The following is a 26,046-nucleotide window of genomic DNA, read 5'->3' on the forward strand; positions in this document are numbered from 1 at the left end:
TGGGCGGTCTCGGAGGGCCTACCTCCATCACCAGTGCAGCACCACGTCGGAAGACTTCGTCTACATCGAAACCTCCCGTTGTGTTCGTGGCGCACAGTCATCGCGCATAAAACGATGGCCGCACATAGAGAGATGGCCTCGGACGCACCCCCCGTCGAGGCCATCAGGCACGTGTAAGCAGGAATTGAGCACCGGGGTCAAGCCCAGGAATTGAGCCCGGCCAAGGCGGCCGAAATCCGCGGTGTCCTGACCGGCAGCCCCCGAGAACCGACGGCCTTGCCGTCGATGACCTGCCGCCCGCTCCGGGGGGTTCGAGGCGCGCCGCACGCTCCGGTGCCCGCGTCGCCGAGCCCCTCCCCCTGAGCGAGCGCATTCGGCCATTCACCGCACCCAGGGCATGACGCATACCGGCTGGGGATAGAAACGTCCGAGCGCTGTGGCGTCCATGCGGCAACGACTGAGTGAACCGGGGGTTCAAACACGTGATAAGCACCCGTGCCATCGGTATTGAGGTGGAGAAATTCACCGAGGACGGCTTCCTCGTACTGCCCGGCTTTCTCCGGGCCGGCCTCGTCGACCGTCTCGTGCCGGAGGTGGACAAGTGGGTGGAGGCGGGCTGGCGCCAGACGTCCATCGACGCCTGTCTGCGTCCGGACGCCCGGCCGCCGCAGGTGATGGAGCTGGACCTGGAGGCGCACGGTGAGCTCGCGGTGTACCCGCCGCTGATGGACTTGCTCGGCCACCCCGATCTGCTGGGACGGTCCTTCGCCTTCCACCATCTGCACAGCGACCGGCGGCCGGCCGGGGGCGGTGGCAAGAGCTGGCACCACGACTACGAGCAACGGCCCCAGCGCGACCGCCGCTTCCCCATGATCCACGCGCTGCACTACATACGCGGGCTCCGGCCCGAGTTAGGCGAGTTGGCGGTGCTGCCGGGCTCGCACCGGGAGATCGCCGAGAAGGATGCCCGCAGCCATCTGGGTACGGAGGTGCTGCCGGGCGAGGTGGTCATCGACGATCTGCCGCCCGGATCCACCGTCGTACTGCACTCGGCGCTCTTTCACACCCGCCGGGCCGCGTCCGCATCGGGTGCGAGCGCCGGCCCGCGTTACATGATCGATGGTTCCTACTGCCGCACGGGCACTCGGTGGCCACAGGTCAAGCCGTACTGGCGGCAGGTGCTGGCGGTGGCACGGGCACGCGGGCTGGACGCGGGACGGCCGGAGCTGTTCGCCGAGCGGCACTTCAGCGAGTACGAAGAGGCGGAGAGGCACAGCGGATGAGAATTCTGGGCGCGGTCCGGTTCGAGACGGTGATCCGCCATTTCACCCAGGAACACCCCTTCGACCCGGTTGACCAGGCCAACACCAACGACGAGGCCGAGAATCACGTCCGCGATGCGCAGCTGGCGTTCGACGGCCGCTGGCACCGGGTCCTGCTGGACGGCCCGGAGGTGCGGAGCGTGGTACTCCCCTGGCACCTGGGCGAGGACGGAGAGGTGGAGCTCATCCCCAACACCGGGCTGACCGTGGCCGCGGCGGCGGACCGGCTGGCGATGCTGAGCGCCTCGTACACCCGCTCCAATCCGTTGTGTGCGCGCAAACTCGCCCGGCAGCGCACGGCTCCGCGCCTCCCCGTGTTCCTGAGCACCCGGGCCCTTCCGGGGCGCGACTACGACGCCCTGACCGTCCGCGAGGGACTGATCCATCTGGACGGGCTGCACCGCATGCTCGCCTGGGCCCGGGCCGGGCAGCTGGTGTCCGGCAACTGGTTCGAGGCGTATGTGGCCGGTCTATCCCCGGCCCACGTACGGCATGGCACTGGGCATGACCAGGACGGACTGGATGTTCACCCCGAGCGGCAGACCGGCCATGGTCCGCACCATGTCGACGACGTGTCGCACGTCCATGGTGGGTTCGGCCCGCCGTGATCCGTCGGCTTGCCGGACCGTCGGCTGAGGACGGTCGTGCGGGGTGACGTTGCCGATGTCGATCTGACCGCACGAGATGTCGTAGCGGCGGCCGTCCAAGGACAGTGAGCGCGTCATCCCGGCCACCGCGTGCTTGGCCGCGGTGAAGGCGAGGGAGTCCGGCCGGGGTACCTGAGCGGACGGCGCCCCGTTGTTGATGATCCGTCCCCCGCGCGGTGTCTGCCGCTTCATCACCCGGAAGGCGGCGCGGGAACAGAGAAAGGTTCCGGTGGCGATGGAGTCCATCACGCGGTGCCAGTCCTCGACACCCACGTCCTCGGTCGGGGTGTACGGCATGGTGTCGGCAGCGTTGTTGAACAGCACGTCCAACCGCCCGAACCGGTCCACGACGTCCCCGAACAGCCCGTCCACGGCCGCGGAATCGGTGATGTCGGCGGGTATCGGTACCGCACGGTCGCGGTCGGCCGCGGGGGTGAGCGCCACCGTCTCGTCCAGCCGTTCCTTGCGCCGGCCCACCAGCGCCACCGTCCAGCCGTCCGCCAGCAAACCCAGCGCGCACGCCTGCCCGATACCGCTACCCGCGCCGGTGACGACAGCCGTTTTCTCCGCCACGTTCCACCCGTCCTCTTCTCAGGGAAACCCCTCCGCACGAAAGGCTCTCCGAGCGTGCCCGAGCACCCCTCACACAAACAGGAGCCGCACATGAATGGCCATATACAGGCGCTGGGCGGGACCGACAGCAGCCGGGCCTGGTTCGACCGGGCCCAGGAATCGCTGGCCGGCGGTATCAGCTCCTCCTCCCGGCTGACCTCGACCGGCCCGCACCCCTATCCGCTCTACATGGTCAGCGGGTCCGGAGCGCGCATCCGCGATGTCGACGGCAACGAATACGTCGACTACCTCCTCTCCTACGGCAGCGCGGTGCTGGGCCATGCCCATCCGGAGCTCACCGAGGCGCTCACCGCCGTCCTGCGTACCGGCACGATGTTCGGCACCTGCAACACCCCGGAAGTGGAACTCGCCGAGCTGATCTGCGACATGGTGCCCGGTGCGGAGCTCGTCCGATTCGCCAACTCCGGAAGCGAAGCGGTGCAGGGGGCCGTGCGGGCCGCCCGCGGGTACACCGGGCGCTCGAAGATCCTCAAATTCGAGGGCCACTATCACGGGTGGTCCGACACCCTGGCGATCTCCAATCGCCCCGGCGCACCGGAGGCCGGCCCGTACGCCGCCCCGCACGCCGTACCCCATTCCCCCGGTATACCGGCCGGGATCGTCGACGATGTGGTCGTCTGTCCGTGGAACGACGCCGTGGCACTCCGCGCCCTCCTCGATGCCCACCGCGGCGAACTCGCGGCGGTCATCTGCGAACCGATCGTCGCCAACAACGCCTGCACCATGCCGGCACCGGGCTATCTCGACCTGCTGCGGGAGGAGTGCACGGCACGCGGGATCGTGCTCATCTTCGACGAGGTCTGCACCGGATTCCGTACCGGCCCCGGCGGAGCCCAGGCGCTGTTCGGGGTCGTGCCCGACCTCGCCGTCTACTCCAAAGCGCTGGGCGGCGGCCTGCCGATCGCCGCCTTCGCCGGGCAGCGGCATGTGATGGAACCCCTGGCGCAGGGGCACGTCAAGCACGGCGGCACCTACAACGCCTCGCCGCTGTGCGCGACGTCCGCCCTGGTGAGCCTCCGCCATCTGAACCAGCCGGGTGTCACCAAGAGAATCGATGAGAGCGGCCGGCGGCTCATGGAGGCGATCCGGCGTGCCGCCCACGACCGGCGCATCCCCTGCTCGGTGCAGGGCGTTGGCGCCATGTTCCAGACCGTGTTCACCGCCGACGGCACGCCGACCCGTCAGTACCGCGATCTGCTCCACACCGACCAGGCCCGCTACCACGCCTTCCGCCACGAACTCCTCAAACGCGGTATCCACACCAACGCCTACGGCATGGCCTGCTGGTTCGTCGCCGCCACGGTCACCGAGGACGACCTGGACGCCACGTGCGAGGCGGTGACAGAAGCGTTCGGCGTGCTGTAACTCGCCGGATCCGTACGGTATTTGGTCAATGTGAAGAGGGTCACCGAACCCCCCAACGGGTGCTCGGTGTCAGGTCCGGCGCAGCGGGGAGAGGTCTACGAGGGGAGAGTGCCGATGCTGCTTCCAGAGGATCTGTCATCCCAGAACGTGTCCGGGGAAGGGGCGGGCGAGGCCGGCGGATCCGATGCGGTGCGGCCCGGCCGCCGCCGGTCGTGCGCCTGCGCCGCGGACGGTATCCGCCGGCCGCCCGCAGAGGGGGCCGCCCCCGACCCCTTCGGCCAGGCGGTGCTGTGCTGCCACACCGCCGGCGCCCGCGCGGGCCACTCCTTCGTGACCTACGAATGGTCCGACGGACTGGTCCAGTACGAGGACGCGGCCAAGTACTTCGCCGGTCCCGCGGCATGGCACCCGCTCGACCGGCACGCCTGCATACGGGCCACCGGACGGATCCTCGACGTGGGCTGCGGGCCCGGCCGGCATGCCTGCGCCCTGCGACGGGCCGGCCACGACGTGACGGGCATGGACGCCTCCCCGGGCGCCGTCCGGGTTGCCGTGGCCCGCGGGATCGACGCGAGGACGGCCCAGGTCGAACGCCTGCCCGGCGGGCTGGGCCTGTTCGACACGATCCTGCTGCTGGGCAACAACCTCTCCCTGCTCGGCCCGCCCGACCGCGCCCGGAGCGTGCTGACCGCCCTGGCAGCCGCCGCGGCGCCCGGCGCGGCCCTGTGGGGACGGGCCACCCCGCCCCGCACCTTCGACGCCCCCGCCCACCGGCCCGCGACACCGTCCGCCGTCCGCATCCGTCACGCCGACATCACCGGCCCCTGGCGCCCCTACCACCTGCCCACTCCCCGCGAAATCGCCTCCGCGGCCGAGAAGACCCCCTGGTCCCTCCGCGGCGTCACCCACCACGGCACCTCCTGCCTGGTGAAGCTCACCCTGCCGCGCGGCCCAGTCGTCACCTGATCCGGCACGTGCGTCCCGGCCGGGCGACCGCCTCGGGTGCGCCCTTGCGCCCCTACCCCTTCACACAAACCACCTGCTTGAGCCTCGCCACAACCGCCACCAGATCCTGCTGCTGATCGATGACCTGCTCGATCGGCTTGTAGGCGCCGGGGATCTCGTCCACCACACCGGAGTCCTTACGGCACTCCACTCCCCGCGTCTGCTCTTCCAGATCGCGCGTGGAGAAGCGTTTCCGCGCGGCGTTCCGGCTCATCCTCCGGCCGGCGCCGTGCGAGGCGGACTGGAAGGATGCGGCGTTGCCGAGGCCCTGGACGATGTACGAACCGGTGCCCATCGAGCCCGGGATGATGCCGTACTCGCCGCTGCCGGCCCGGATCGCGCCCTTACGGGTCACCAGCAGATCCATGCCCTCGTACCGCTCCTCCGCCACGTAGTTGTGGTGGCAGGAGATCACCGGCTCGAACGTCGGCCGGGCCTTGCGGAACTCTCTGCGGACGACGTCCTGGAAGAGCGCCATCATGACGTCCCGGTTGTGCTTGGCGTACTCCTGCGCCCAGAACAGGTCGTGGCGGTAGGCCGCCATCTGCGGGGTGTCCGCGATGAAGACGGCGAGGTCGCGGTCGACCAGCCCCTGGTTGTGCGACAGCTTCTGGGCCTGGCCGATGTGGTACTCGGCCAGTTCCTTGCCGATGTTCCGCGAGCCGGAGTGCAGCATCAGCCACACCGCGCCGGTGTCGTCCAGGCAGAACTCGATGAAGTGGTTGCCCGAGCCCAGCGACCCCATCTGCTTGGTCGCCCGCTCCTGGCGGAACTTCACCGCCTCCGCGACGCCGTCGAACCGCTGCCAGAAGTTGTCCCAGCCGGCCGTCGGGAAGCCGTGCATCCGGCCCGGGTCGACCGGGTCGTCGTGCATCGCGCGTCCGACCGGGATCGCCTGCTCGATCTTGGCGCGGAGCCGGGAGAGATCGCCGGGCAGGTCGTTGGCGGTGAGCGAGGTCTTCACCGCGCTCATCCCGCAGCCGATGTCGACCCCGACCGCCGCCGGGCAGACCGCGCCGTGCATCGCGATCACCGAGCCGACCGTGGCGCCCTTGCCGTAGTGCACGTCCGGCATCACGGCCAGGCCCTTGATCCACGGCAGGGTGGCGACATTGCGCAGTTGCTGCATCGCCACGTCCTCGACCGTGGCCGGATCCGCCCACATCCGGATCGGTACCCGGGCACCGGGCACTTCGACGTACGACATAGTTCCTTCATTCCCCCCAAAAAGGCTTATAAGACACATAACGCAAAGTGCGGACACCACGTCCGATCTTGGACTGCCGACCCGCGTCCACGGCGCCTCGTGCGGTAGACATTGTGTCCATCGGCCGTCATCCGGCGGCAACCGCTTTTCGTACGGAAGGAGCCGCGAACGATGCGGCGGAAGTCGTTCGTACCCGGTGCCGCGCTGGTGACGGTCGCGGCGCTGGCCGCCGCCCTCGCCGGCTGCTCCGGCGGTTCCACCGGCGACGGCCGGGACGGGGGCCCCAAGGGCGGCGACACCGCCTCGCCGAGCCCCGCCCAGCCGGGCCGCTACCAGAGCCTCCCGGAACCCTGCGGGCTCCCGGCGCGCGGCACCGTACGCGCCATGCTGCCCGGCGACGACCGGCAGCTCTCGCACGAAGACGCCGAGAAGATCTACGCGGGCCAGGCGGATGTCACCTACGACACCGACCGCCGCGTCGGCTGCCGCTGGAAACGCGAGACCACCGAGGGCACCCGCCACCTGACCCTCGACATCCAGCGCGTGGTCTCGTACGACAACGCCGTCAGCGACGACGACCGGGCGCAGGAGATCTACGGCAAGAAGGAGGTGGCCGCGGGGATACCGTCCGGCGGCTCCCCCTCCCCCACCACCTCCGTCCCCAAGGGCAAGGACGCCGGCGGGGGCGGCACCAAGAGCCCTGGCGCGGATGCCGGGGACGAGGCGCCGAACGGCGCCCTGGACAGCGGCAAGGACACGGCCGCGGACGCGGTCACGAGCCCGGCCCCGGGCCAGGAGGCGGGCACCGGCGACGAGGCGAAGCCTCAGGACGGCGGCGCGGCGTCCGACCACTCCGCGGGGTCGGCCGATCCGAGCGGGACACCCGGCGCCACCGCCGGCCCGCACCTCCTGGACGGCATCGCCGACACCGCCTTCCTCAACGACAAGCTCGCCACCGCGGACTCCGGTGTGCACCGCGACATCACTGTGGTCTTTCGCACGTCGAACGTGATCGTGACGATCACCTACGACCAGTGGTCCACGGACAAGTCCCTGGTGCCCGGGAGCCAGGAATTGCAGGACAAGGCCCGTTCGCTGGCCACCGAGCTGTCCGACCGGATCGGCGAATAAGTCCGGATAGCGGGCAAATGAGTTGATTGCCCATCGTCGAGCGACTGGCCCGGTTCGCCCCGTATGCCCACCGCGATATTCACCACCTCGCGGACGCGGACCGGGCAGCGACCGCGCTCCGCCGCGTACCGTGCCGTCCAGGCCCTGGACCGGCCTTGCCCCCCGCACGCGGGGTCCGGCAGTCCCGCGCGGCCACCCCCACGGCCGTCGCACGCCGGCTCCACGACGACGAACAGCGAAGGAACCATGCACCGATCAGCCAAGCGACTCGCCGGCCTCCTCACCTGCGCAGCCGTACCGGTGATGCTCGTCGCCGGCTGCTCCGGCTCGGGCACCGACAGCTCCGGCGACACCGCCACGTCCAACGCGCCCAGCAGCAAGACCGGCGGCGCGGGCGGCAGCGCGACCGGCAGTACGGCGCCGAGCCTCGCGCTGGCGAAGTACAAGAAGCTGCCGAACCCGTGCGAGGCGTTCTCCCAGGACACCATCAAGAACCTGCTGCCCAAGGTGAAGAACGCGTCCGGGGAGCAGGGCAAGTCCTCGGACAACAACGCCCGCGGCTACTGCGCCTGGAACAGCTCGGACGCCAAGGGCGTCGACGGCACGCAGTACCGCTGGCTGGACGTCAGCTACCAGCGCTACGACTCCGAGCAGGGCATCGGCACCGGCGAGAAGCGCGCCACGGAGTTCTACGCCAAGAAGGTCGAGGACGCGAAGGCCACCGAGGGCGCCAAGAACGTCAAGACCGCCAAGACGGACGGCACCGGCGACGAGGCGACCTCGCTCACCTTCGAGTCGAAGAAGGACGGCAACGACTTCGGCAACGCGACGGTGGTGATGCGCACCGCCAACGTCGTCATCACCCTCAACTACAACGGCGCGGGCCTGGCCGGCGCCGACACCCCGAAGTCCGCGGACCTGCTGAAGAGCGCCCAGGCCGCCGCCAAGGAGGCCGTCACCGCCGTCAACAAGGCGAACGGCTGACGCGGCCACCCGCGCGGAGCCGCACACCGGAAGGGGGCCGGCCCCGGGGACGAGGATCCCCGGGGCCGACCCCTTCCGCACACATGAGCCGCGGCGCGGCGGCGCCTCAGCCGCCGAGCAGCTTGCGCACCCGGTCCGCGCCGACCGCCAGCAGCAGGGTGGGCAGCCGCGGCCCGGTGTCCCGGCCGACCAGCAGGTTGTAGAGCAGCGCGAAGAACGAGCGCTGCGCGACCTTCAGCTCCGGCGTCGGCTTGGCGTCCGGCGCCAGACCCGCCTGGATCTTCGGCACGCCGTAGACCAGGGTGGTCAGGCCGTCCAGCGACCAGTGCTCGTCCAGGCCGTCCAGCAGCAGCCGCAGCGAGGTGCGGGCCGACTCGTCCAGCGAGCCGAGCAGCTTCTCGTCCGGCTCGTCGCGCACGATCGTGCGCTGCTCGGCCGGCACCTGGGTGGTGATCCAGTACTCGGCCTTGTCCAGCCGCGGCCGCGTCTCGTCCAGCGTGGTGACCGGATGCTGCGGGTCCAGCTCGGTCAGGATGCGCAGCGTCTGCTCGTCGTGGCCCGCGGTGATGTCCATGACCGAGGCCAGCGTGCGGTACGGCAGCGGGCGCGGCGTCCTGGGCAGCTCACCGGCGGCGGTGCCGATCGCGCGGATGTAGGCGGCGACGTCGGCCGGCTGCGCCGAACCGTCCGCGATCTTCCGCTCCAGGGCGTCCCACTCGTCGTACAGCCGCTGGATCTCCTGGTCGAAGGCGATCTTGAAGGACTGGTTCGGGCGGCGGCGCGCGTAGAGCCAGCGCAGCAGCGGCGCCTCCATGATCTTCAGGGCGTCGGCCGGGGTCGGCACACCGCCCTTGGACGAGGACATCTTGGCCATCCCGCTGATGCCGACGAAGGCGTACATCGGGCCGATCGGCTGCACACCGTCGAAGACCTCACGGACGATCTGGCCGCCGACGACGAACGACGAACCGGGCGAGGAGTGGTCGACACCGCTCGGCTCGAAGATCACGCCCTCGTAGGCCCAGCGCATCGGCCAGTCGACCTTCCAGACCAGCTTGCCGTGGTCGAACTCGCGCAGGACGACCGTCTCGGCGTGCCCGCACGCGGTGCAGTGGTACGACAGCTCGGTGCTCTCGTCGTCGTACGAGGTGACCGTCGTCAGGTCCTTCTCGCAGACCGTGCAGTACGGCTTGTACGGGAAGTAGCCCGCGTCACCCGCGCTGCCGTCGTCCTCGCTCGCCGCGCCGGAGCCCTCGGCGGCCTCCAGCTCGGCCTCGTCGACGGGCTTCTGCTGCTTCTGGCCCGGCTTCTTGGGCGCGCCGGTGGCCTTGTCCTTGGTGCGGTAGCGGTCCAGGACGGCGTCGATCTCCGCACGGTGCTTCATCGCGTGCAGCACCTGCTCGCGGTAGGCGCCGGAGGTGTACTGCTCGGTCTGGCTGATCCCGCGGTACTCGACCCCCAGCTCCGCCAGGGACGCCTCCATGGCCGCCTTGAAGTGCTCGGCCCAGCTGGCGTACGGGCTGCCGGGCGGCGCCGGGACGGAGGTCAGCGGCTTGCCGATGTGCTCGGCCCAGGACGGGTCGATACCGGCCGGGACCTTGCGGAACCGGTCGTAGTCGTCCCAGCTGATGAGGTGGACGCACTCGTGGCCGCGGCGGCGGATCTCGTCGGCGACCAGGTGCGGGGTCATCACCTCGCGGAGGTTGCCCAGGTGGATCGGGCCGGACGGGCTCAGCCCCGAGGCGCAGACGATCACCGGCGCGGCCGCGCCCGATGCCACGGTGCCGGCGGCGCGGCGCTCCGCCTCGGCGATGACCTCGTCCGCGAATCTGGAGACCCAGTCGGTCTCGGTGCTCTGCTGAGCCACGATCGGCCTTCCTCTTCTGCTGCTTCCTCTTGCGCCGTCCGGCGCACAAAAGCCTGACGGTGCCATTCTCCCAGACGGAAAATCAGTGGTAGTGCCGTGGGATACTCGTTGGCAAACCCTTTCCACTCCCACCCGCCCCCTCGCTCTTCTCCTTCTACGGAACGGCCTCTCTTCATGACCTCGGTCCCTTCCCTCGCAGCCACGGTCAACCAGCGCGTCGCGGACGCCCTCTCGGCAGCCCTGCCGGAGGCCGGCGCCGCCGACCCACTGCTGCGACGAAGTGACCGGGCCGACTTCCAGGCCAACGGTCTGCTGGCGCTGGCGAAGAAGCTCAAGGGCAATCCGCGGGAGCTGGCCGCACAGGTCGTCGCGGGCATCCCGACCGGCGGCAGCGGCGCGGTGATCAAGGAGATCGAGGTCTCCGGGCCCGGCTTCCTGAACATCACGGTCGCGGACGAGGCGATCATCAAGACCCTCGCCGAGCGCGCCGCCGACGACCGCCTGGGCGTCCCGTACGCCGACGGGACCGGCACCACGGTCATCGACTACGCGCAGCCGAACGTCGCCAAGGAGATGCACGTCGGCCATCTGCGGTCCGCCGTGATCGGCGCCGCGATGACCGAGATCCTGGAGTTCACCGGCGAGAAGGTCGTCCGCCGGCACCACATCGGCGACTGGGGCACCCAGTTCGGCATGCTCATCCAGTACCTCATCGAGCACCCGCACGAGCTGGACCACAAGAGCGGCGAGGTCTCCGGCGAGGAGGCCATGTCGAACCTCAACCGCCTCTACAAGGCGTCGCGGGCCGTCTTCGACGCCGACCCGGAGTTCAAGGAGCGGGCCCGCCGCCGGGTCGTCGACCTCCAGGCGGGCGACGAGGAGACGCTCGCCCTGTGGCGGCGCTTCGTCGACGAGTCGAAGATCTACTTCTACTCGGTCTTCAACAAGCTCGACATGGACATCCGCGACCCCGACGTCGTCGGTGAGTCCGGTTACAACGACATGCTTGAGGAGACCTGCCGCATTCTGGAGGAGACGGGTGTCGCGGTCCGCTCCGACGGCGCGCTCTGCGTCTTCTTCGACGACGTCAAGGGCCCGGACGGCAACCCCGTCCCGCTGATCGTCAAGAAGTCCAACGGCGGCTACGGCTACGCCGCCACCGACCTCTCCGCGATCCGCGACCGCGTCCAAAACCTCGGCGCGAGCACCCTGCTGTACGTCGTGGACGCCCGGCAGTCGCTGCACTTCAAGATGGTCTTCGAGACCGCCCGCCGGGCCGGCTGGCTGGACGGCAAGGTGGCCGCCGTCCAGCTCGCCTTCGGCACGGTCCTCGGCAAGGACGGCAAGCCCTTCAAGACCCGTGAGGGCGAGACGGTCCGGCTGGTCGACCTGCTGGACGAGGCCGTGGAGCGGGCCACGGCGGTGGTGCGCGAGAAGAGCGAGAAGGTCGGGCTGAGCGAGGCCGAGATCGTCGAGAACGGCTACCAGGTGGGCATCGGCGCGGTGAAGTACGCCGACCTGTCCACCTCCGCGTCCCGCGACTACAAGTTCGACCTCGACCAGATGGTGTCCCTGCACGGCGACACCAGCGTCTACCTCCAGTACGCGTACGCGCGCATCCAGTCCATCCTCCGCAAGGCCGGCGAGGAGCAGCGCCCGGCCGCCCACCCGGAGCTGGCACTGGCCCCGGCCGAGCGGGCGCTGGGCCTGCACCTCGACCAGTTCGCCGAGGTGCTCTCCGAGGTGGCCGAGTCCTACGAGCCGCACAAGCTCGCCGCGTACCTCTACCAGCTCGCCTCCCTCTACACGGCCTTCTACGACCAGTGCCCGGTCCTGAAGGCCGAGGGCGGCGCGGCGCAGGTCGCCAACCGGCTCTTCCTGTGCGACCTGGCGGCCCGCACCCTGCACCAGGGCATGGCACTGCTCGGCATCCGCACCCCCGAGCGCCTCTGACCGACCGCCACGCGGCCACCACCCGGCCGCCACCCGCGAGACCACGATTGACGAGAGGCCCGCACCGGAGATCCATCCCGGTGCGGGCCCTCGCACGTTCCCGCACGTTCCCGCCCGCCCCCACCGGTCCCGTCCGCGCCACCCCACGCCGCTCCCCGGCCCGTTTCCCGGCCCCGGCGTCCCCGCCCGACGTCCCGGCCAGGCGTTCCACCGAAGGGTCATTCACGCAGGTCAGAGCACGTTCGGACGTTCCGGCGTCCCCTATACCCGGCAGACCGTGGCGGCTGGGACGGACCGCGCCACAAGCTGAGGTCCGCAAGCACCGACCGCCCAACTGCCGAACGGGAGCCCCCGTGCGCGTCCGCTGCCGACCCCGTCGCTACGACATCCCCGACGTCATGGCAATCGCCGTGGCCACCGCATGCACCGCAACCGTTCTCCTCCTGCTCGCGGGTTACTTGTGAGACGGCGGCGCGGCACGGCGGCCGGCCCGCCGCCACCACACGTCCGGCACACCGCCGGGAAGCGGCCTCACATGCGGGGCGCCCCGCGTGTGTCCGAGGAGGCCGTGGACAGAACACCTAGCCCAGGACGGCCGACAGCACGACATCCACAAGTCGCTCCGCCGCATCCGGGCGGCCGTGCGAGCGGGCCCGCTCAGCGACCCCGATGCGCTGATGCGGGTCCGTGAGCAGCGGCGCCACGGCGTTCCGCAGGCTCTCCGGGGTCACCTCGCCCAGGAGCGCGACCGCGGCCCCGGCCTCCTGAAGATGGCGCGCGTTGTGCGCCTGCTCGTTACCCGCCGAAGTGGCGAGGGGGATGAAGACGGCGGCCTTGCCCAGCGCGGTCAGTTCGGCGATCGTCCCGGCGCCGCTCCGGGAAATCACCACATCGGCCAGGGCAAGGACGTCGGGCAACTCCGGGCCGACGAAACCGGTCAGGTGGTACCGGCCCGCCAAATCCCCGGGCAGCGCTGCCGCGTGCTGTTGCAGCGCCGCGACGTTCGCCGCCCCGCACTGGTGGACGACGTTGGCCTGGGAGAGCAGCCACGGCAGGGCGTCCCGCACGACAGCGTTGATCTGCTGCGATCCCTGGGCGCCGCCGGTGACGTAGACGGTCGGCAGACGACGGTCGAAGCCGCGCAGGCCGAGAGTCTGAACCGCCTTGTCCGCCTGCCCGGACAGCACCTCGGGCCGTACGGGATTGCCGGTGACGGCCGTCAGCCCGCGGGCTGATTCCGGCAGCAGCGGAAGGGTCGACTCGGACGAGACGGCGAAGCGTGTCGCGGCGCGGGCGAGCGCCCGATTGGCCAGGCCCAGCCGGACCGTCTGCTCGTGGACCACCAGTGGGCGGCGGCACATCTTGGCCGCCAGGCCCACCGGCACCGCGACGTAACCGCCCGTGGCCAGCACCACATCAGGACGGAACCCGGACACGATCCTGCGTGCCTGGCCGACGCCGCGCGGAACGTTGCTCATGTCCTTCACATTGGCCGGGGAGACCAGCTTCAGCGGGTTCTTCGAACGGCGGATCTTGCCGGTGGCGACCGCGGCGAACTCGATCCCCTCGGCCGCCGCGACGCGGGACTCCAGCCCGTCCGCGGTTCCCACCCACAGCACGTCCAAGGCCCTGCCGGCGGCCGCGAGCCTGGTATGCAGCGTGCGGACCGCGGTGAGAGCCGGGTACGTGTGGCCGCCGGTCCCGCCGCCCGTGACGATCAGGCGGAAGGCCCGCCGCGGCAGGCGGTTGGCGTCGGCACTGTTCACAGCAGAACTTCCCATCCGGCTACGCCGGAGCGAGCCCGTACCGCAGTGGATTCCTTGGCCATGACCGCTGTTCACCGGTGTGACCGGTACGCGTATGCCCCGTGGCCCGACGGCCAGACTCCCACACGGCAACGAACGCACACCGCCACCTCGCCGCATGCCCCTTCACACCGGGAGCGCGCCCGCCGCCGCAGCGACATGACGGCCCCCACCCGGAGGCCGGGCGGACCGCCGAGCCGTCCGCCCGGAGGCTCAGCCCTCATCCTCCGGAGTCGGGATCCACTCGTTGCTGCCGCCCAGCGGATAGTCGAACTGCGGCCGGCCCGTCAGCGCGCTCGTGTGGAAGGGCTCGCCGTTGTCGTCGATGGGCAGCGTGCCGTGCCTGCTGCCGCTGGACCACTCCAGTAGCAGGTACCAGCGCACGTCGTGGGCGCCGGCGCGGGCGGTGATCTTCAGGACCTCGGGGTCCTTCTCGCTCACCTTGTAGGGGAAGTCCCGCTGCCCGCCCTCGGGGGTGACCTGCGGCCGGGCCGCGTCCAGGGAGACTCCGAACGTCTTCGGCGTCATGCCGCCGCCGCAGCCCACGCCCATGCCGTACGCGTTCCAGGCGAGCGGCTCCGAACGCTTCACCACCTGCACCCGCAGAGCGTTCAGCACCACGGTCTCATCGCCCGCGCCCTGCACCGTCACCTGGATGATCTGCTCGCCCGCCGAGACCGCGCCCAGCTTGGACACCCAGCCGCGGACGTCCGCCTCGGGCGGCGGCGGCACCATGTCGTCCGGTTTCTTGTCCACCAGATAGCGCTGGCTGCACGGGTCCTCCCAGGTGTACGGGCGGACGAACAGGTTCAGCGGCAGCGAACCCGGATCGGCGTCGGCCGCCGGGGGCTTCGTCCGCCCGCCGTCGGCGCCCTTCGTCGCCTTGCCGCTCCCCGCCGAGTGCGACGGGGACGGACCGGCGCTCCCCGTACGGGTCGGCCCGGCGGACGGTGACGCCCCGGCCGGACCCCCGGTCCGCGTTTCCTCCTTGCCGGGTGCCGCCCCGGCCGCCGTGTCCGCGGCCGCCTTCCGCCCGTCGCCGTCCCCGCCGGACGTCAGCCCGACGGCCACCGCCGCGGACACCGCCACCGCGGCCACCGCGATCCCGGCCACCAGCGCGGTACGCCGCCGCCGGCCGGTACGCGCCGCCCTGGCCGGCGGTACCTGCCCGGCCCCGATCTCGGCGACCGGCCCGCTCCCGACTGGTTCATCAGCCGCCACGGGTTCACCGGCTGCCACAGGCTCACCGGCCGCCACAGCTTCGCCGTCCGCCGCGGACGCCGCGACCGCCACCGGCTCGGCCACCGGCGCGGACCCGGTACCCGGCGCCTCCCCGGCAGCCGGCACAGCCGCAGGCGTCACAGGAGCCGCACGAACCGCACGAACCGCGCCGTCCCCCGCCTCGGCATCCGCCTCGGCATTCGCCCCGGCATCCGGCTCGGCCACCGGAGCGACCACCGGCCCGGCAGCTACCCCGGCCGCCGCACCCACACCTTCCGCACCCCCGGCACCGGCCGCCGCACCCGCACCGGCCGCCGCCCCGGTCTCCGTACCGGCCCCCGCCTCGGCCGCGGCCGCCGCCCCCGCCCCGCTCCCCTGCTTACGTTCCCGCTCGCGCTCCCGCTCCCGCCGTCGCGCGTCGTCCGCCAGGATCCACTGCCGGTGCAGCGCGACCAGCTCGTCCGGCGTCGCCCGGCACAGCCGCGCCAGCCGCTCCACCGGGGCGTACTCGGCCGGCACCGCATCGCCGTTGCAGTAGCGGTGCAGCGTCGACGTGCTCATGTGCAGCCGCTTCGCCAACGCCCCGTAGCTCTGCCCGGAGCGGTCCTTCAACTCCCGCAGCAGCGCCGCGAATCCGGCCGTCTCCTCAGCCACGCCCACCGGTACTCCCTCCCCGTCCGCGCGCACCACACGCGCGGCTCGTCCATCGAAACACGCCCGCCCCCACGCCCCACAACACAACGGTCTCCCGGCGAACCCCAGGTTCGCCGGGAGACCGCTCGGCCTGCCGTGTCAGAGCCCCCGCGCGACCTCGGTCGCCCAGTAGGTGAGGATCATGTTCGCGCCAGCCCGCTTGATGCCGGTCAGCGTCTCCAGGATCGCCTTGTCGCGGTCGATCCAGCCCTTCTCGGCGGCTGCCTCGACCATCGCGTACTCACCGGAGATCTGGTAGGCCGCGACCGGTACGTCCACCTCGTCCGCGATCTTCGCCAGCACGTCCAGGTACGGCATCGCCGGCTTGACCATGACCATGTCGGCGCCCTCCGACAGGTCGAGCGCCAGCTCGCGCAGCGACTCACGGAGGTTGGCCGGGTCCTGCTGGTAGGTCTTGCGGTCGCCCTTGAGCGACGAGCCGACCGCCTCGCGGAACGGGCCGTAGAAGGCGGAGGAGTACTTCGCGGTGTAGGCGAGGATCGAGACGTCCTCGTGGCCCGTCTGGTCCAGCGCGTCGCGGACGACGCCGACCTGGCCGTCCATCATGCCGCTGGGGCCCACCACATGGGCGCCCGCGTCGGCCTGCACCTGCGCCATCTCGGCGTAGCGCTCCAGCGTCGCGTCGTTGTCGACCCGGCCCGCGGAGTCCAGGACCCCGCAGTGGCCGTGGTCGGTGAACTCGTCCAGGCACAGGTCCGACATGATCACGAGATCGTCGCCGACCTCGGCCCGCACATCGCGGAGGGCGACCTGGAGGATGCCGTCCGGGTCCGTGCCCGCCGTACCGAGCGCGTCCTTCTTCGCCTCGTCCGGCACGCCGAAGAGCATGATCCCGGAGACGCCCGCGGAGAGCGCCTCGACGGCCGCCTTCCGCAGGGAGTCACGGGTGTGCTGGACGACACCGGGCATCGCCGAGATCGGCACCGGCGCCGTGGCGCCCTCCCGGACGAACGCCGGCAGGATCAGGTCCGCCGGGTGCAGCCGGTGTTCGGCGACCATCCGCCGCATGGCGGGGGTGGTGCGCAACCGCCGCGGCCGTGCCCCGGGGAAGTTTCCGTACGTCATGCTGCTCAACTGCGAGCCCTCCTACGCGATCCGGGCCGCCGCTCGCTGGGACGGGTGACCGGGTCGCCGGCCTCCATCGCGGCATCGCGCCGCGCCGCCCCGAAGTCCGCGAGCGCTTCGGCCAGCTTGTGCACCGAGGGCTCGGGCGACATGACGTCCACGCGCAGCCCGTGCTCCTCGGCGGTCTTGGCGGTGGCCGGGCCGATACAGGCGATCACGGTCACGTTGTGCGGCTTGCCCGCGATGCCGACCAGGTTGCGGACGGTCGAGGACGAGGTGAACAGGACCGCGTCGAAGCCGCCGCCCTTGATCGCCTCGCGGGTGTCGGCCGGCGGCGGCGAGGCGCGCACCGTCCGGTAGGCGGTGACGTCGTCCACCTCCCAGCCCAGCTCGATCAGCCCGGCCACCAGGGTCTCGGTGGCGATGTCGGCGCGCGGCAGGAAGACCCGGTCGATCGGGTCGAAGACCGGGTCGTAGGGCGGCCAGTCCTCCAGCAGACCGGCGGCCGACTGCTCACCGGAGGGCACCAGGTCCGGCTTCACACCGAAGTCGACCAGCGCCCTGGCGGTCTGCTCGCCGACCGCGGCGACCTTGATCCCGGCGAACGCGCGGGCGTCCAGGCCGTACTCCTCGAACTTCTCCCGGACGGCCTTGACGGCGTTGACCGAGGTGAAGGCGATCCACTCGTAGCGGCCGGTCACCAGGCCCTTGACCGCGCGCTCCATCTGCTGCGGGGTGCGCGGCGGTTCGACGGCGATCGTCGGGACCTCGTGCGGCACCGCGCCGTACGAGACGAGCTGGTCGGAGAGCGACGCGGCCTGCTCCTTCGTCCGCGGTACGAGCACCCGCCAGCCGAAGAGCGGCTTGGACTCGAACCACGACAGCTGGCCCCGCTGCGCCGCGGCGCTGCGCTCACCGACCACGGCTATGACCGGCTGGCCGCCGTCCGGTGACGGCAGCACCTTGGCGGCCTTGAGCACCTGGGCGACGGACCCGAGGGTCGCGTTCCAGGTGCGCTGGCGGGTGGTGGTGCCGGCGACCGTGACGGACAGCGGGGTATCGGGCTTGCGGCCCGCGGCCACCAGCTCGGCGGCGGCCGCGGCCACCGAGTCCAGCGTGGTGGAGACGACGGCCGTGGCGTCGCTGGTGCCCAGCTCGGACCAGCAACGGTCATCGGCACTGCGGGCGTCGATGAAGCGCACGTCCGTGCCCTGCGCGTCCCGCAGCGGCACACCGGCGTACGCGGGCACGCCGACCGCGGTGGCGACACCGGGTACGACCTCGAAGACGATGCCCTCGGCGGCGCACGCCAGCATCTCCTCGGCGACATACCCGTCCAGACCGGGGTCACCGGTCACGGCACGCACCACCCGCTTGCCGGCGCGGGCGGCCGCCATGACAAGATTGGCGGTGTTCCGAATCGACGAAACGTCGGTGGAGGTGACGGGAATTGACGTCTCGTCAGCTGATGCCTGGAGTGGTGTGTCCACATGCGCGCGCGCATGCACCCGGACGACGTCCAGCACCTGCGGGTCGGCGATCAGCACATCCGCGTGCGACAGCGCCTCCACGGCACGCAGCGTCAGCAGACCCGGGTCTCCCGGCCCGGCACCCAGGAAGGTGACCTGACCGGAGGCGGAGTGGTTAGGGGCGGTGGGGTTCAAAGTGCTCGCTCCCCCATAAGACCGGCCGCACCCTTTGCGAGCATCTCGGCGGCGAGTTCACGGCCCATGTTCAGCGGGGCCGTCATGTCGTCGGGAGAGGCGGGTACGTGCCCGGTGGTGGACAGCTGCACCAGCACGCTGCCGTCGGTCGAACCGACGACGCCGCGCAGGCGCATTTCGGTGGCAGCCTGTTCGTCGGCCCGCAGGTCGGCCAGCGCACCCACAGGTGCGGAGCAGCCGGCCTCCAGGGCGGCGAGCAGGGAACGCTCGGCGGTCACGGCGGCCCGGGTGAACGGGTCGTCGAGCTCGGCGAGCTGGGCGGCGAGGTCTGCGTTGACCGCAGCGCACTCGACCGCCAGGGCCCCCTGGCCGGGGGCGGGCAAAACTACGTCGGGCGACAGCAGCTGCGTCGCCTCGTCGATCCGGCCGATCCGGGTGAGCCCGGCGGCGGCCAGGACGATCCCGTCCAGCTCGCCCTTCTCGACGAAGCCGAGCCGGGAGTCGATGTTCCCGCGGATCGGTACGGTCTCCACGCGCCGGCCGAGCGACCTGGCCCAGGCGTTCAGCTGCGCCATACGACGCGGCGAGCCGGTGCCGATGCGCGCCACCCGGCCCTCGTCGGCGGTCAGCTCCTCGAAGGTCAGCCCGTCCCGGGCGATCAGCGCGTCCCGGGGGTCCACGCGCACCGGCACGGCGGCCAGCGTCAGGTTCCCGGGCTGCGCGGTGGGCAGGTCCTTGAGCGAGTGGACGGCGAAGTCGATCTCCCCTGCGAGCAGGGCGTCGCGCAGCGCGGAGACGAAGACGCCGGTGCCGCCGATCTGCGCGAGGTGCTCGCGGGAGGTGTCGCCGTACGTGGTGATCTCCACCAGCTCGACGGGGCGGCCCGTCAGCTCGCGCACCGCCTCGGCGACGTGTCCGGACTGGGCCATGGCGAGCTTGCTCCGCCGCGTACCCAGCCTCAGGGCCCTCATAGTGCTGTCAGTCATGCCCGCTCCCGTGCTGCATCGGGCCTCTCGGCCCGCGTGTCGGCCCTGCTGACGGCGGCGACCGTCTGGGGGTCCAGATCGAAGAGTTCCCGCAGCGCGTCCGCGTACCCGGCACCACCGGGCTCGCTCGCGAGCTGCTTGACCCGCACGGTGGGCGCGTGCAGGAGTTTGTCGACGACGCGGCGCACGGTCTGGGTGATCTCGGCGCGCTGCTTGTCGTCCAGGTCGGGGAGGCGGCCGTCGAGCCGGGCGATCTCGCCCGCGACGACGTCCGCGGCCATGGTGCGCAGGGCGACCACGGTAGGAGTGATGTGCGCGGCCCGCTGGGCGGCACCGAAGGCGGCGACCTCCTCGGAGACGATGCCGCGCACCGCTTCCACATCGGCCGTCACCGCCCCCGCCGAGGACTCCGGCCGATCGGCGGCCGTGGCGGACGCGTCGGCCAGCGACTCGATGTCGACGAGGTGCGCACCCTCGATCCGGTGCACCGCGGCATCGATGTCGCGCGGCATCGCAAGGTCGAGCAGCGACAGGTCCCCGCCGCGCCCGCGGACCGCGGCCTCGACCGCCGCACCCGTCAGCTGGAGCCCGGCCGCACCCGTGCAGGAGATGACCACGTCCGCGCGCGCCAGCTCCGCCGCGACGGCGTCCATCGGCACCGCGCGGGCGCTCAGCCCGTGCGCGGCGCCGGGGCCGCCCGGCTCGGTCAGGATCCGGGTCAGCCGCTCGGCCCGCTCGACGGTGCGGTTGGCCACCGCCAGCTCGCCGACACCGGCCCGCGCGAGGGTGGTGGCGGCCAGCGAGGACATCGAACCCGCGCCGATCACCAGCGCCCGCTTGCCGCCGGCCCACGCCGCGACGTCCCGGTCGCCGGCCAGCTGCTCCAGGCCGAAGGTGACCAGCGACTGTCCGGCCCGGTCGATCCCGGTCTCGCTGTGGGCGCGCTTGCCGACCCGCAGGGCCTGCTGGAAGAGGTCATTGAGCAGCCGGCCCGCGGTGTGCTGCTCCTGCGCGACGGCTAGCGCGTCCTTGATCTGCCCGAGGATCTGGCCCTCGCCGACGACCATCGAGTCCAGCCCGCAGGCCACCGAGAACAGGTGGTGGACGGCGCGGTCCTCGTAGTGGACGTAGAGATAAGGGGTGAGCTCCTCCAGACCGGCGCCGCCGTGGCGGGCCAGCACGGTGGACAGCTCGGCGACCCCGGCGTGGAACTTGTCCACGTCGGCGTAGAGCTCGATGCGGTTACAGGTGGAGAGCACCGCGGACTCGCCGGCCGGCTCCGCCGACACCGCGTCCTGGAGCAGCTTGCCGCGCACCTCGGGGGCCAGCGCGGCCCGCTCCAGCACGCTCACCGGCGCACTGCGGTGGCTCAGCCCGACAACGAGAAGACTCATGCCGGCATCACGGCGGGCACATCCCCGTCAGGTCCCTTGCGATCCGCCGCGACGGTGGCGGCGCGGACCGCCGGGGCCGTCCGCCCGCCGTCGTGCGCGGCGTCCTCGCCCGCCTTGCGCTGCTCGTGGAAGGCGAGGATCTGGAGCTCTATGGAGAGATCGACCTTCCGTACGTCCACCCCGTCCGGGACGGTCAGTACGGTCGGCGCGAAGTTGAGGATCGAGGTGACACCGGCGGCGACCAGACGGTCACAGACCTGCTGGGCCGCGCCCGCCGGCGTCGCGATGACACCGATGGAGACGCCGTTGTCGGCGATGATCTGCTCCAGCTCGTCGGTGTGCTGCACCGCGATGCCCGCGACGGGCTTGCCGGCCATGGCAGGGTCGGCGTCGATCAGCGCGGCGACGCGGAAGCCACGGGAGGCGAAGCCGCCGTAGTTGGCGAGCGCCGCGCCGAGGTTGCCGATACCGACGATGACGACGGGCCAGTCCTGGGTCAGGCCGAGCTCACGCGAGATCTGGTAGACGAGGTACTCCACGTCGTAGCCGACACCCCGGGTTCCGTACGAGCCGAGGTAGGAGAAGTCCTTGCGGAGTTTGGCGGAATTTACTCCCGCCGCGGCCGCGAGCTCCTCGGAGGAGACCGTGGGGACCGAGCGCTCGGAGAGCGCGGTCAGGGCACGCAGATACAGCGGGAGACGGGCGACGGTGGCCTCGGGAATGCCTCGGCTTCGGGTCGCCGGTCGGTGAGTTCGGCCAGTTGCCACGGTGCTCCTGCGGGTAGAGCGGGGCTGCGGGCGGCCGTCTGTCCCCGGACCGCCCCGTCCACAGCAGGCTATGTCTTTGTGAACGCGTGCACAAAGATGGTGTCCGCTTTGTCCGCCCAAAGTGACCGGGGTCACGCAGCTTTTCCGAGGGTTCGCGGAACCAACTCCACCGCCACGCCGTTCACCCGCTTCGCACCGGCAACGCGGGAGCACGCGCCTCCACTCCTCACCGCTATATCCCCCGGAAACCTACAAATCGCCCACCGATGGTAATCGACCACGGGCCGCCGGCGCACCGCCGCGAGCCAGGCACAATGGCCGCATGGCCCCCTTGTTCAGCCGCAGCACCCGCAAAAACCCCGCCGAGCGCCTGGTCACCCTCATCGGGAAGCCGGGCTGCCACCTGTGCGACGACGCACAGGCCGTGATCGAGAAGGTGTGCGCCGAGACGGGCGCGTCCTGGGAGAAGAAGGACATCACCGAGGACGCCGAACTGCACCGCAAGTACTGGGAGCAAATTCCGGTCGTCCTCGTCGACGGCGCACAGCACGACTTCTGGCGGGTGAACCCCGAGCGCCTGCGCTCGGCACTGGGCGCCTGAACCCGCGCGCCCCCGCGGTACCGCCTCCTGGTGGCCGTAACACGCCCGTCGGCCGCCCCCGGCCTGCCGGACATACCGCCGTAACCGGAAGCTCCGAACAAACTGGCTAGGCTAGCCGCATGGCCCACCCGTCGCCCGATCACCGCCCTGGTAGGAGCCCCTCCGGAACGCACTTCCCCACGGGATGGTTCACCCGCCGCAGACGACCCGCCACCGCCCGCAGCGTGCTGGCCGGCGAGGCCGCGGCCGAGGCCGCCCGGAAGTCCACCCAGGAAGCGCCCGCCGCCGCCGAGGCCCTCGACGAGACCCCGCGGGAGCCCGAGTTCCCGGTCGTCGGGGACACCTCCGCCGCCGCCTTCTTCGACCTCGACAACACCGTCATGCAGGGCGCGGCCCTCTTCCACTTCGGCCGCGGCCTGTACAAACGCCACTTCTTCCACAAGCGCGATCTGGCCCGCTTCGCCTGGCAGCAGATCTACTTCCGGCTGGCCGGCTCGGAGAACCCCGAGCACATGGCGGACGTCCGCAACAGCGCGCTCTCCATCGTCCAGGGCCACCGCGTCGCCGAGTTGATGTCGATGGGCGAGGAGATCTACGACGAGTACATGGCCGAGCGCGTCTGGCCCGGCACCCGCGCGCTCGCCCAGGCCCACCTCGACGCCGGCCAGAAGGTCTGGCTGGTGACCGCGGCCCCGGTCGAGACCGCGACGATCATCGCCCGCCGGCTCGGCCTGACCGGCGCGCTGGGCACCGTCGCCGAATCCGTCGGCGGCGTCTACACCGGCAAGTTGGTGGGCGAACCGCTGCACGGCCCGGCCAAGGCCGAGGCCGTCCGCGCCCTCGCCGCGGCCGAGGGCCTGGACCTGTCGCACTGCGCCGCCTACAGCGATTCCGCCAACGACATCCCGATGCTCTCGCTGGTCGGGCATCCGTACGCGATCAATCCCGACAGCCGGCTGCTCAAGCACGCCCGGGAGCACGGCTGGCGGCTGCGCGACTACCGGACGGGCCGCAAGGCGGTCCGGGTCGGCATTCCGGCGGCGGCCGTCGTGGGCGCCCTCGCGGGCGGCGCCGCCGCCGCGGTCGCGCTCCAGCGCCGCCGCCGCTGACCAGGGTTGATCACGGGGCAGCGCAGCGGGCCATCCCCGCTGCCTACCCCGGCAACTCTCCCGGCAGTCCTGTTGCCACCGGGTAACCACAACACGCCCTCCAACCAGGCAGATTACGTTCCCTTCCGATCAAGAGTTGCCCAGTATTCGATACTCGATCCGCAACCAACCCGGCACGGACCGTAAGTAATCGATGATTTGAGCAACTGGGTGTAGCGCTGCCTGTACGAAGCGTTATTCTCCTCAGACGCAATCCGGAACCCACACGTCCCTACGACGGGTGAATGGTCCCGCACTGCACGTGATGGAAGCTCTGCCTCTGGGAGTCCCGTGTACCCACACGTCGGGGTTGACGCCTCGGGCCTGGCTACGCTGCGTACGACACTCGTCGACCACCTGCGCAGTTTTGTCCCCACCGCGTACGCCGTCCCCGCAATCGCCTCAGCCGTCCCCGCCGGCCCCTGCTACTCCTTGGCCGACGGTAGTACTGCGGTCGGCAAGGCCGCCGGCAGAACCCGGCGCTCCGGCGTCGGCACGTCCACCGCCCGTCGCCCCGCCGACAGCGACAGCCGTCGCATGATGGATCTCGTCGAACGCGCCCAGGCCGGCGAGGCCGAGGCGTTCGGCCGCCTCTACGACCAGTACGCCGACACGGTCTACCGCTACATCTACTACCGCGTCGGCGGCCGGGCCACGGCCGAGGACCTCACCAGCGAGACGTTCCTGCGCGCCCTGCGCCGCATCGGCACCTTCACCTGGCAGGGCCGTGACTTCGGCGCCTGGCTGGTGACCATCGCCCGCAACCTCGTCGCCGACCATTTCAAGTCCTCTCGCTTCCGCCTGGAAGTCACCACCGGCGAGATGCTCGACGCCAACGAGGTCGAGCGCAGCCCCGAGGACTCGGTCCTCGAATCGCTGTCCAACGCCGCCCTGCTGGAGGCGGTCCGCAAGCTCAACCCCCAACAGCAGGAATGCGTCACCCTGCGCTTCCTCCAGGGCCTCTCGGTCGCCGAGACCGCCCGCGTGATGGGAAAGAACGAGGGCGCGATCAAGACCCTCCAGTACCGGGCCGTGCGCACCCTGGCGCGGCTCCTCCCGGAAGACGCCCGCTGACGCCTGCCACCATCCCCGGCAGCCCCCTTCCACACCACCCCTCGCTTACTCTTGGTGACCGCGTGTGCCCGGTCGGTCAGATCATCGTGAGTGCGTAACCCGAGTGCCGAACCGCTCGTTGTGCGGAATGCAGGCTCCATGCGGTCACGCCGTATCCGCTGCCTCTCACTCGAACGAGTGGCCGCGTATTACGGCGTGCAACCGTCCGGTCCGTCTGGATGGTCAAAGCCAGTCCGGGGAGTCGAGCGGGATGACGAGAGGAGGTGCCGCCCGTGATCGCGAATGTCTCGGTGCACCGGCGGGCCAACGCCTTCGCCCAGTCCCTGGAGGAGCAGGACCTCCAGGACTCGGCGGCCGAGGACCAGGTCGACACACCGGCGCAGACGCCGGGAGAAGCACGGCTGTTGGCGGTCGCCGACGGCCTCGGGAGGCTCCCGAGGCCGGAGATGGCCACCGAGGTCAAAACAGTCCAGCGCGCCCAGCTCATCGCCGCGATGGAGGCCGCCTTCGCCGAAGGCGCTCCGTCCGACGGTGCCAGGGTGCCCGAGCAGCGCGCCGCCAAAGGCGCGCACCGCGCGGCGAAATCGATCGGCCGGCTGCGGCCGCGCTCCCGGCTCTCCAAAGGGCTGGCGGCGGGCGGGCTGACGGTCGGCGTCGCCGCCGGGGCGTTCACCGGCGTCGCGGCGGCCAGCTCCGACGCACTACCCGGCGACTCCTTGTACGGCCTCAAGCGCGGTATGGAGGACCTCAGACTCGGCATGGCCGACGACGACTCCGACCGCGGGCAGCTCTACCTCGACCAGGCGTCCATGCGCATGATGGAGGCCCGACGCCTGATGGAGCGCGGCCGCATCGCCGACCTCGACCACGAATCGCTGGGCGAGGTCCGCAAGGCGCTCAACGGCGTCGAGCACGACGCCGGAGAAGGCCACCGCCTGCTGCACGAGGCGTACGCACGCGACGGCTCGCTCGACCCCATCCAGGCGCTGAACTCCTTCACCAAGTCGCACCGGGACACCTGGACACAGCTGCGCGACCGGCTCCCGGTGCAGCTCATGGACGTCCGCGACCAGGTCAGCTCGGTCTTCGACGCCATAGACGACGAGGTCGGTCCGCTGCGCTCACTGCTGCCATCCGCCCCGGGCAGCAAGAGCCGCCACCGCGTGGCACCCAGCACCGCGGGCACCGAATCCGGCCACCGCGGTCACTCGGCACCCGCCGATATCGGGCCCGGCACCGGCAGACACCGCAGCGAGGGGCACGCCCCCCGCCCGTCGGCCTCGCCGTCCCAGGACGACGGCCTGCTCGGCGGCGACACGGGCGGCCTGCTGGCCCCGCCGGCCAAGGGGAGCAGTCCGGCACCACCCGCTGACCACAGCCACGGCAAGGGCAAGGACGCCCCCGGTCAGCCCGCCGTCACCCTCCCGCCGCTGATCCCGGGACTGCTTCCCGGTCTGGGCATCGACGGCGAGGACCTGACGAAGTAGCACGGA

Annotated in this window: 20 protein-coding genes and 1 pseudogene; 11 read left to right on the plus strand and 10 right to left on the minus strand. The window is 71.2% G+C overall.

Translation table 11 applies throughout. From position 1 onward, the window contains the following. Positions 1-482 precede the first annotated feature (482 nt). On the plus strand, positions 483-1,283 hold the full coding sequence (locus IH09_RS32840) for a phytanoyl-CoA dioxygenase family protein (RefSeq protein WP_318279623.1): 801 nt from the start codon (positions 483-485) through the stop codon (positions 1,281-1,283). Then, positions 1,280-1,753: pseudogene (locus IH09_RS38340) on the plus strand (DUF6309 family protein); the annotation flags it as partial. The gene IH09_RS32840 and the pseudogene IH09_RS38340, both read left to right, overlap by 4 nt. Positions 1,754-1,792: 39 nt before the next feature. On the opposite strand, the gene IH09_RS32845 reads toward IH09_RS38340, so the two are convergent. Then, a complete protein-coding gene (locus IH09_RS32845; RefSeq protein ID WP_052861208.1) occupies positions 1,793-2,542 on the minus strand; it encodes an SDR family NAD(P)-dependent oxidoreductase in 750 nt (249 codons plus the stop codon). Positions 2,543-2,632: 90 nt separating this feature from the next. Here IH09_RS32845 and IH09_RS32850 point away from each other — a divergent pair, with 90 nt between their 5' ends. Together IH09_RS32850 and IH09_RS32855 are read left to right on the plus strand one after the other, a co-directional pair. Further along, positions 2,633-3,967 carry an aspartate aminotransferase family protein gene (locus IH09_RS32850; protein WP_052861209.1) on the plus strand — a complete coding sequence of 445 codons (1,335 nt, stop codon included), beginning with the start codon at positions 2,633-2,635 and terminating at the stop codon, positions 3,965-3,967. A gap of 114 nt (positions 3,968-4,081) precedes the next feature. After that, positions 4,082-4,933, plus strand: coding sequence for a class I SAM-dependent methyltransferase (locus IH09_RS32855; RefSeq protein WP_052861210.1), 852 nt, complete (start codon positions 4,082-4,084; stop codon positions 4,931-4,933). 52 nt (positions 4,934-4,985) lie between these two features. Here IH09_RS32855 and IH09_RS32860 read toward each other — a convergent pair whose 3' ends face one another. Further along, the gene (locus tag IH09_RS32860; protein ID WP_052861211.1) at positions 4,986-6,179 is read right to left on the minus strand and encodes an RtcB family protein; all 1,194 of its coding nucleotides are present in this window, start codon (positions 6,177-6,179) and stop codon (positions 4,986-4,988) included. A 171-nt stretch (positions 6,180-6,350) separates the two neighbouring features. Between IH09_RS32860 and IH09_RS32865 the strand changes: the two genes are divergently transcribed. Both IH09_RS32865 and IH09_RS32870 read left to right on the plus strand, forming a co-directional pair. Beyond that, the gene (locus IH09_RS32865) at positions 6,351-7,310 is read left to right on the plus strand and encodes a hypothetical protein (RefSeq protein WP_052861212.1); all 960 of its coding nucleotides are present in this window, start codon (positions 6,351-6,353) and stop codon (positions 7,308-7,310) included. A 246-nt stretch (positions 7,311-7,556) separates the two neighbouring features. Next, a complete protein-coding gene (locus tag IH09_RS32870) occupies positions 7,557-8,294 on the plus strand; it encodes a DUF3558 domain-containing protein (protein ID WP_052861213.1) in 738 nt (245 codons plus the stop codon). A 106-nt stretch (positions 8,295-8,400) separates the two neighbouring features. On the opposite strand, the gene lysS is transcribed toward IH09_RS32870, so the two are convergent. Next, a complete protein-coding gene (lysS, locus tag IH09_RS32875) occupies positions 8,401-10,161 on the minus strand; it encodes a lysine--tRNA ligase (protein WP_052861214.1) in 1,761 nt (586 codons plus the stop codon). A 174-nt stretch (positions 10,162-10,335) separates the two neighbouring features. On the opposite strand from lysS, the gene argS reads away from it, so the two are divergent. Beyond that, the gene (gene argS, locus IH09_RS32880) at positions 10,336-12,114 is read left to right on the plus strand and encodes an arginine--tRNA ligase (RefSeq protein WP_052861215.1); all 1,779 of its coding nucleotides are present in this window, start codon (positions 10,336-10,338) and stop codon (positions 12,112-12,114) included. A 581-nt stretch (positions 12,115-12,695) separates the two neighbouring features. Here argS and IH09_RS32885 read toward each other — a convergent pair. The 7 genes from IH09_RS32885 to IH09_RS32915 form a co-directional block, all read right to left on the minus strand. Further along, positions 12,696-13,880, minus strand: coding sequence for a glycosyltransferase (locus IH09_RS32885; protein ID WP_052861216.1), 1,185 nt, complete (start codon positions 13,878-13,880; stop codon positions 12,696-12,698). 252 nt (positions 13,881-14,132) lie between these two features. Next, positions 14,133-15,794, minus strand: a complete 1,662-nt coding sequence (locus IH09_RS32890) for a transcriptional regulator (protein WP_094793028.1) — start codon at positions 15,792-15,794, stop codon at positions 14,133-14,135. Between the two features lie 138 nt (positions 15,795-15,932). Further along, positions 15,933-16,919, minus strand: a complete 987-nt coding sequence (hemB, locus tag IH09_RS32895) for a porphobilinogen synthase (protein WP_052861218.1) — start codon at positions 16,917-16,919, stop codon at positions 15,933-15,935. Between the two features lie 5 nt (positions 16,920-16,924). Continuing rightward, on the minus strand, positions 16,925-18,583 hold the full coding sequence (locus IH09_RS32900; RefSeq protein ID WP_052861219.1) for a bifunctional uroporphyrinogen-III C-methyltransferase/uroporphyrinogen-III synthase: 1,659 nt from the start codon (positions 18,581-18,583) through the stop codon (positions 16,925-16,927). After that, the gene (gene hemC / locus IH09_RS32905) at positions 18,580-19,569 is read right to left on the minus strand and encodes a hydroxymethylbilane synthase (RefSeq protein WP_052861220.1); all 990 of its coding nucleotides are present in this window, start codon (positions 19,567-19,569) and stop codon (positions 18,580-18,582) included. Before hemC ends, IH09_RS32900 begins: the two co-directional genes overlap by 4 nt. Next, a complete protein-coding gene (locus IH09_RS32910) occupies positions 19,566-20,963 on the minus strand; it encodes a glutamyl-tRNA reductase (protein WP_052861221.1) in 1,398 nt (465 codons plus the stop codon). The genes hemC and IH09_RS32910 overlap by 4 nt, the downstream gene beginning before the upstream one ends. Continuing rightward, positions 20,960-21,730 (minus strand): redox-sensing transcriptional repressor Rex, encoded by a 771-nt coding sequence (locus IH09_RS32915; protein WP_052861222.1) that lies wholly within the window; start codon positions 21,728-21,730, stop codon positions 20,960-20,962. The genes IH09_RS32910 and IH09_RS32915 overlap by 4 nt, the downstream gene beginning before the upstream one ends. A gap of 322 nt (positions 21,731-22,052) precedes the next feature. Here IH09_RS32915 and IH09_RS32920 point away from each other — a divergent pair, with 322 nt between their 5' ends. The 4 genes from IH09_RS32920 to IH09_RS32935 all read left to right on the plus strand — a co-directional run bounded on the left by IH09_RS32920 (position 22,053) and on the right by IH09_RS32935 (position 26,040). Continuing rightward, positions 22,053-22,331, plus strand: coding sequence for a glutaredoxin family protein (locus IH09_RS32920; RefSeq protein WP_052861223.1), 279 nt, complete (start codon positions 22,053-22,055; stop codon positions 22,329-22,331). A 119-nt stretch (positions 22,332-22,450) separates the two neighbouring features. After that, the gene (locus IH09_RS32925) at positions 22,451-23,440 is read left to right on the plus strand and encodes an HAD family hydrolase (protein WP_240150686.1); all 990 of its coding nucleotides are present in this window, start codon (positions 22,451-22,453) and stop codon (positions 23,438-23,440) included. 330 nt (positions 23,441-23,770) lie between these two features. Next, complete coding sequence (locus tag IH09_RS32930) at positions 23,771-24,553, plus strand: ECF subfamily RNA polymerase sigma factor, BldN family (RefSeq protein WP_052861225.1); 783 nt, start codon at positions 23,771-23,773, stop codon at positions 24,551-24,553. A 272-nt stretch (positions 24,554-24,825) separates the two neighbouring features. Then, positions 24,826-26,040 carry a DUF5667 domain-containing protein gene (locus IH09_RS32935; protein WP_052861226.1) on the plus strand — a complete coding sequence of 405 codons (1,215 nt, stop codon included), beginning with the start codon at positions 24,826-24,828 and terminating at the stop codon, positions 26,038-26,040. The last annotated feature ends 6 nt before the right edge of the window (positions 26,041-26,046 follow it).

Origin of the sequence: Streptomyces celluloflavus (genome assembly GCA_000720995.1) — a bacterium.
GTDB classification, from domain to species: domain Bacteria; phylum Actinomycetota; class Actinomycetes; order Streptomycetales; family Streptomycetaceae; genus Streptomyces; species Streptomyces celluloflavus.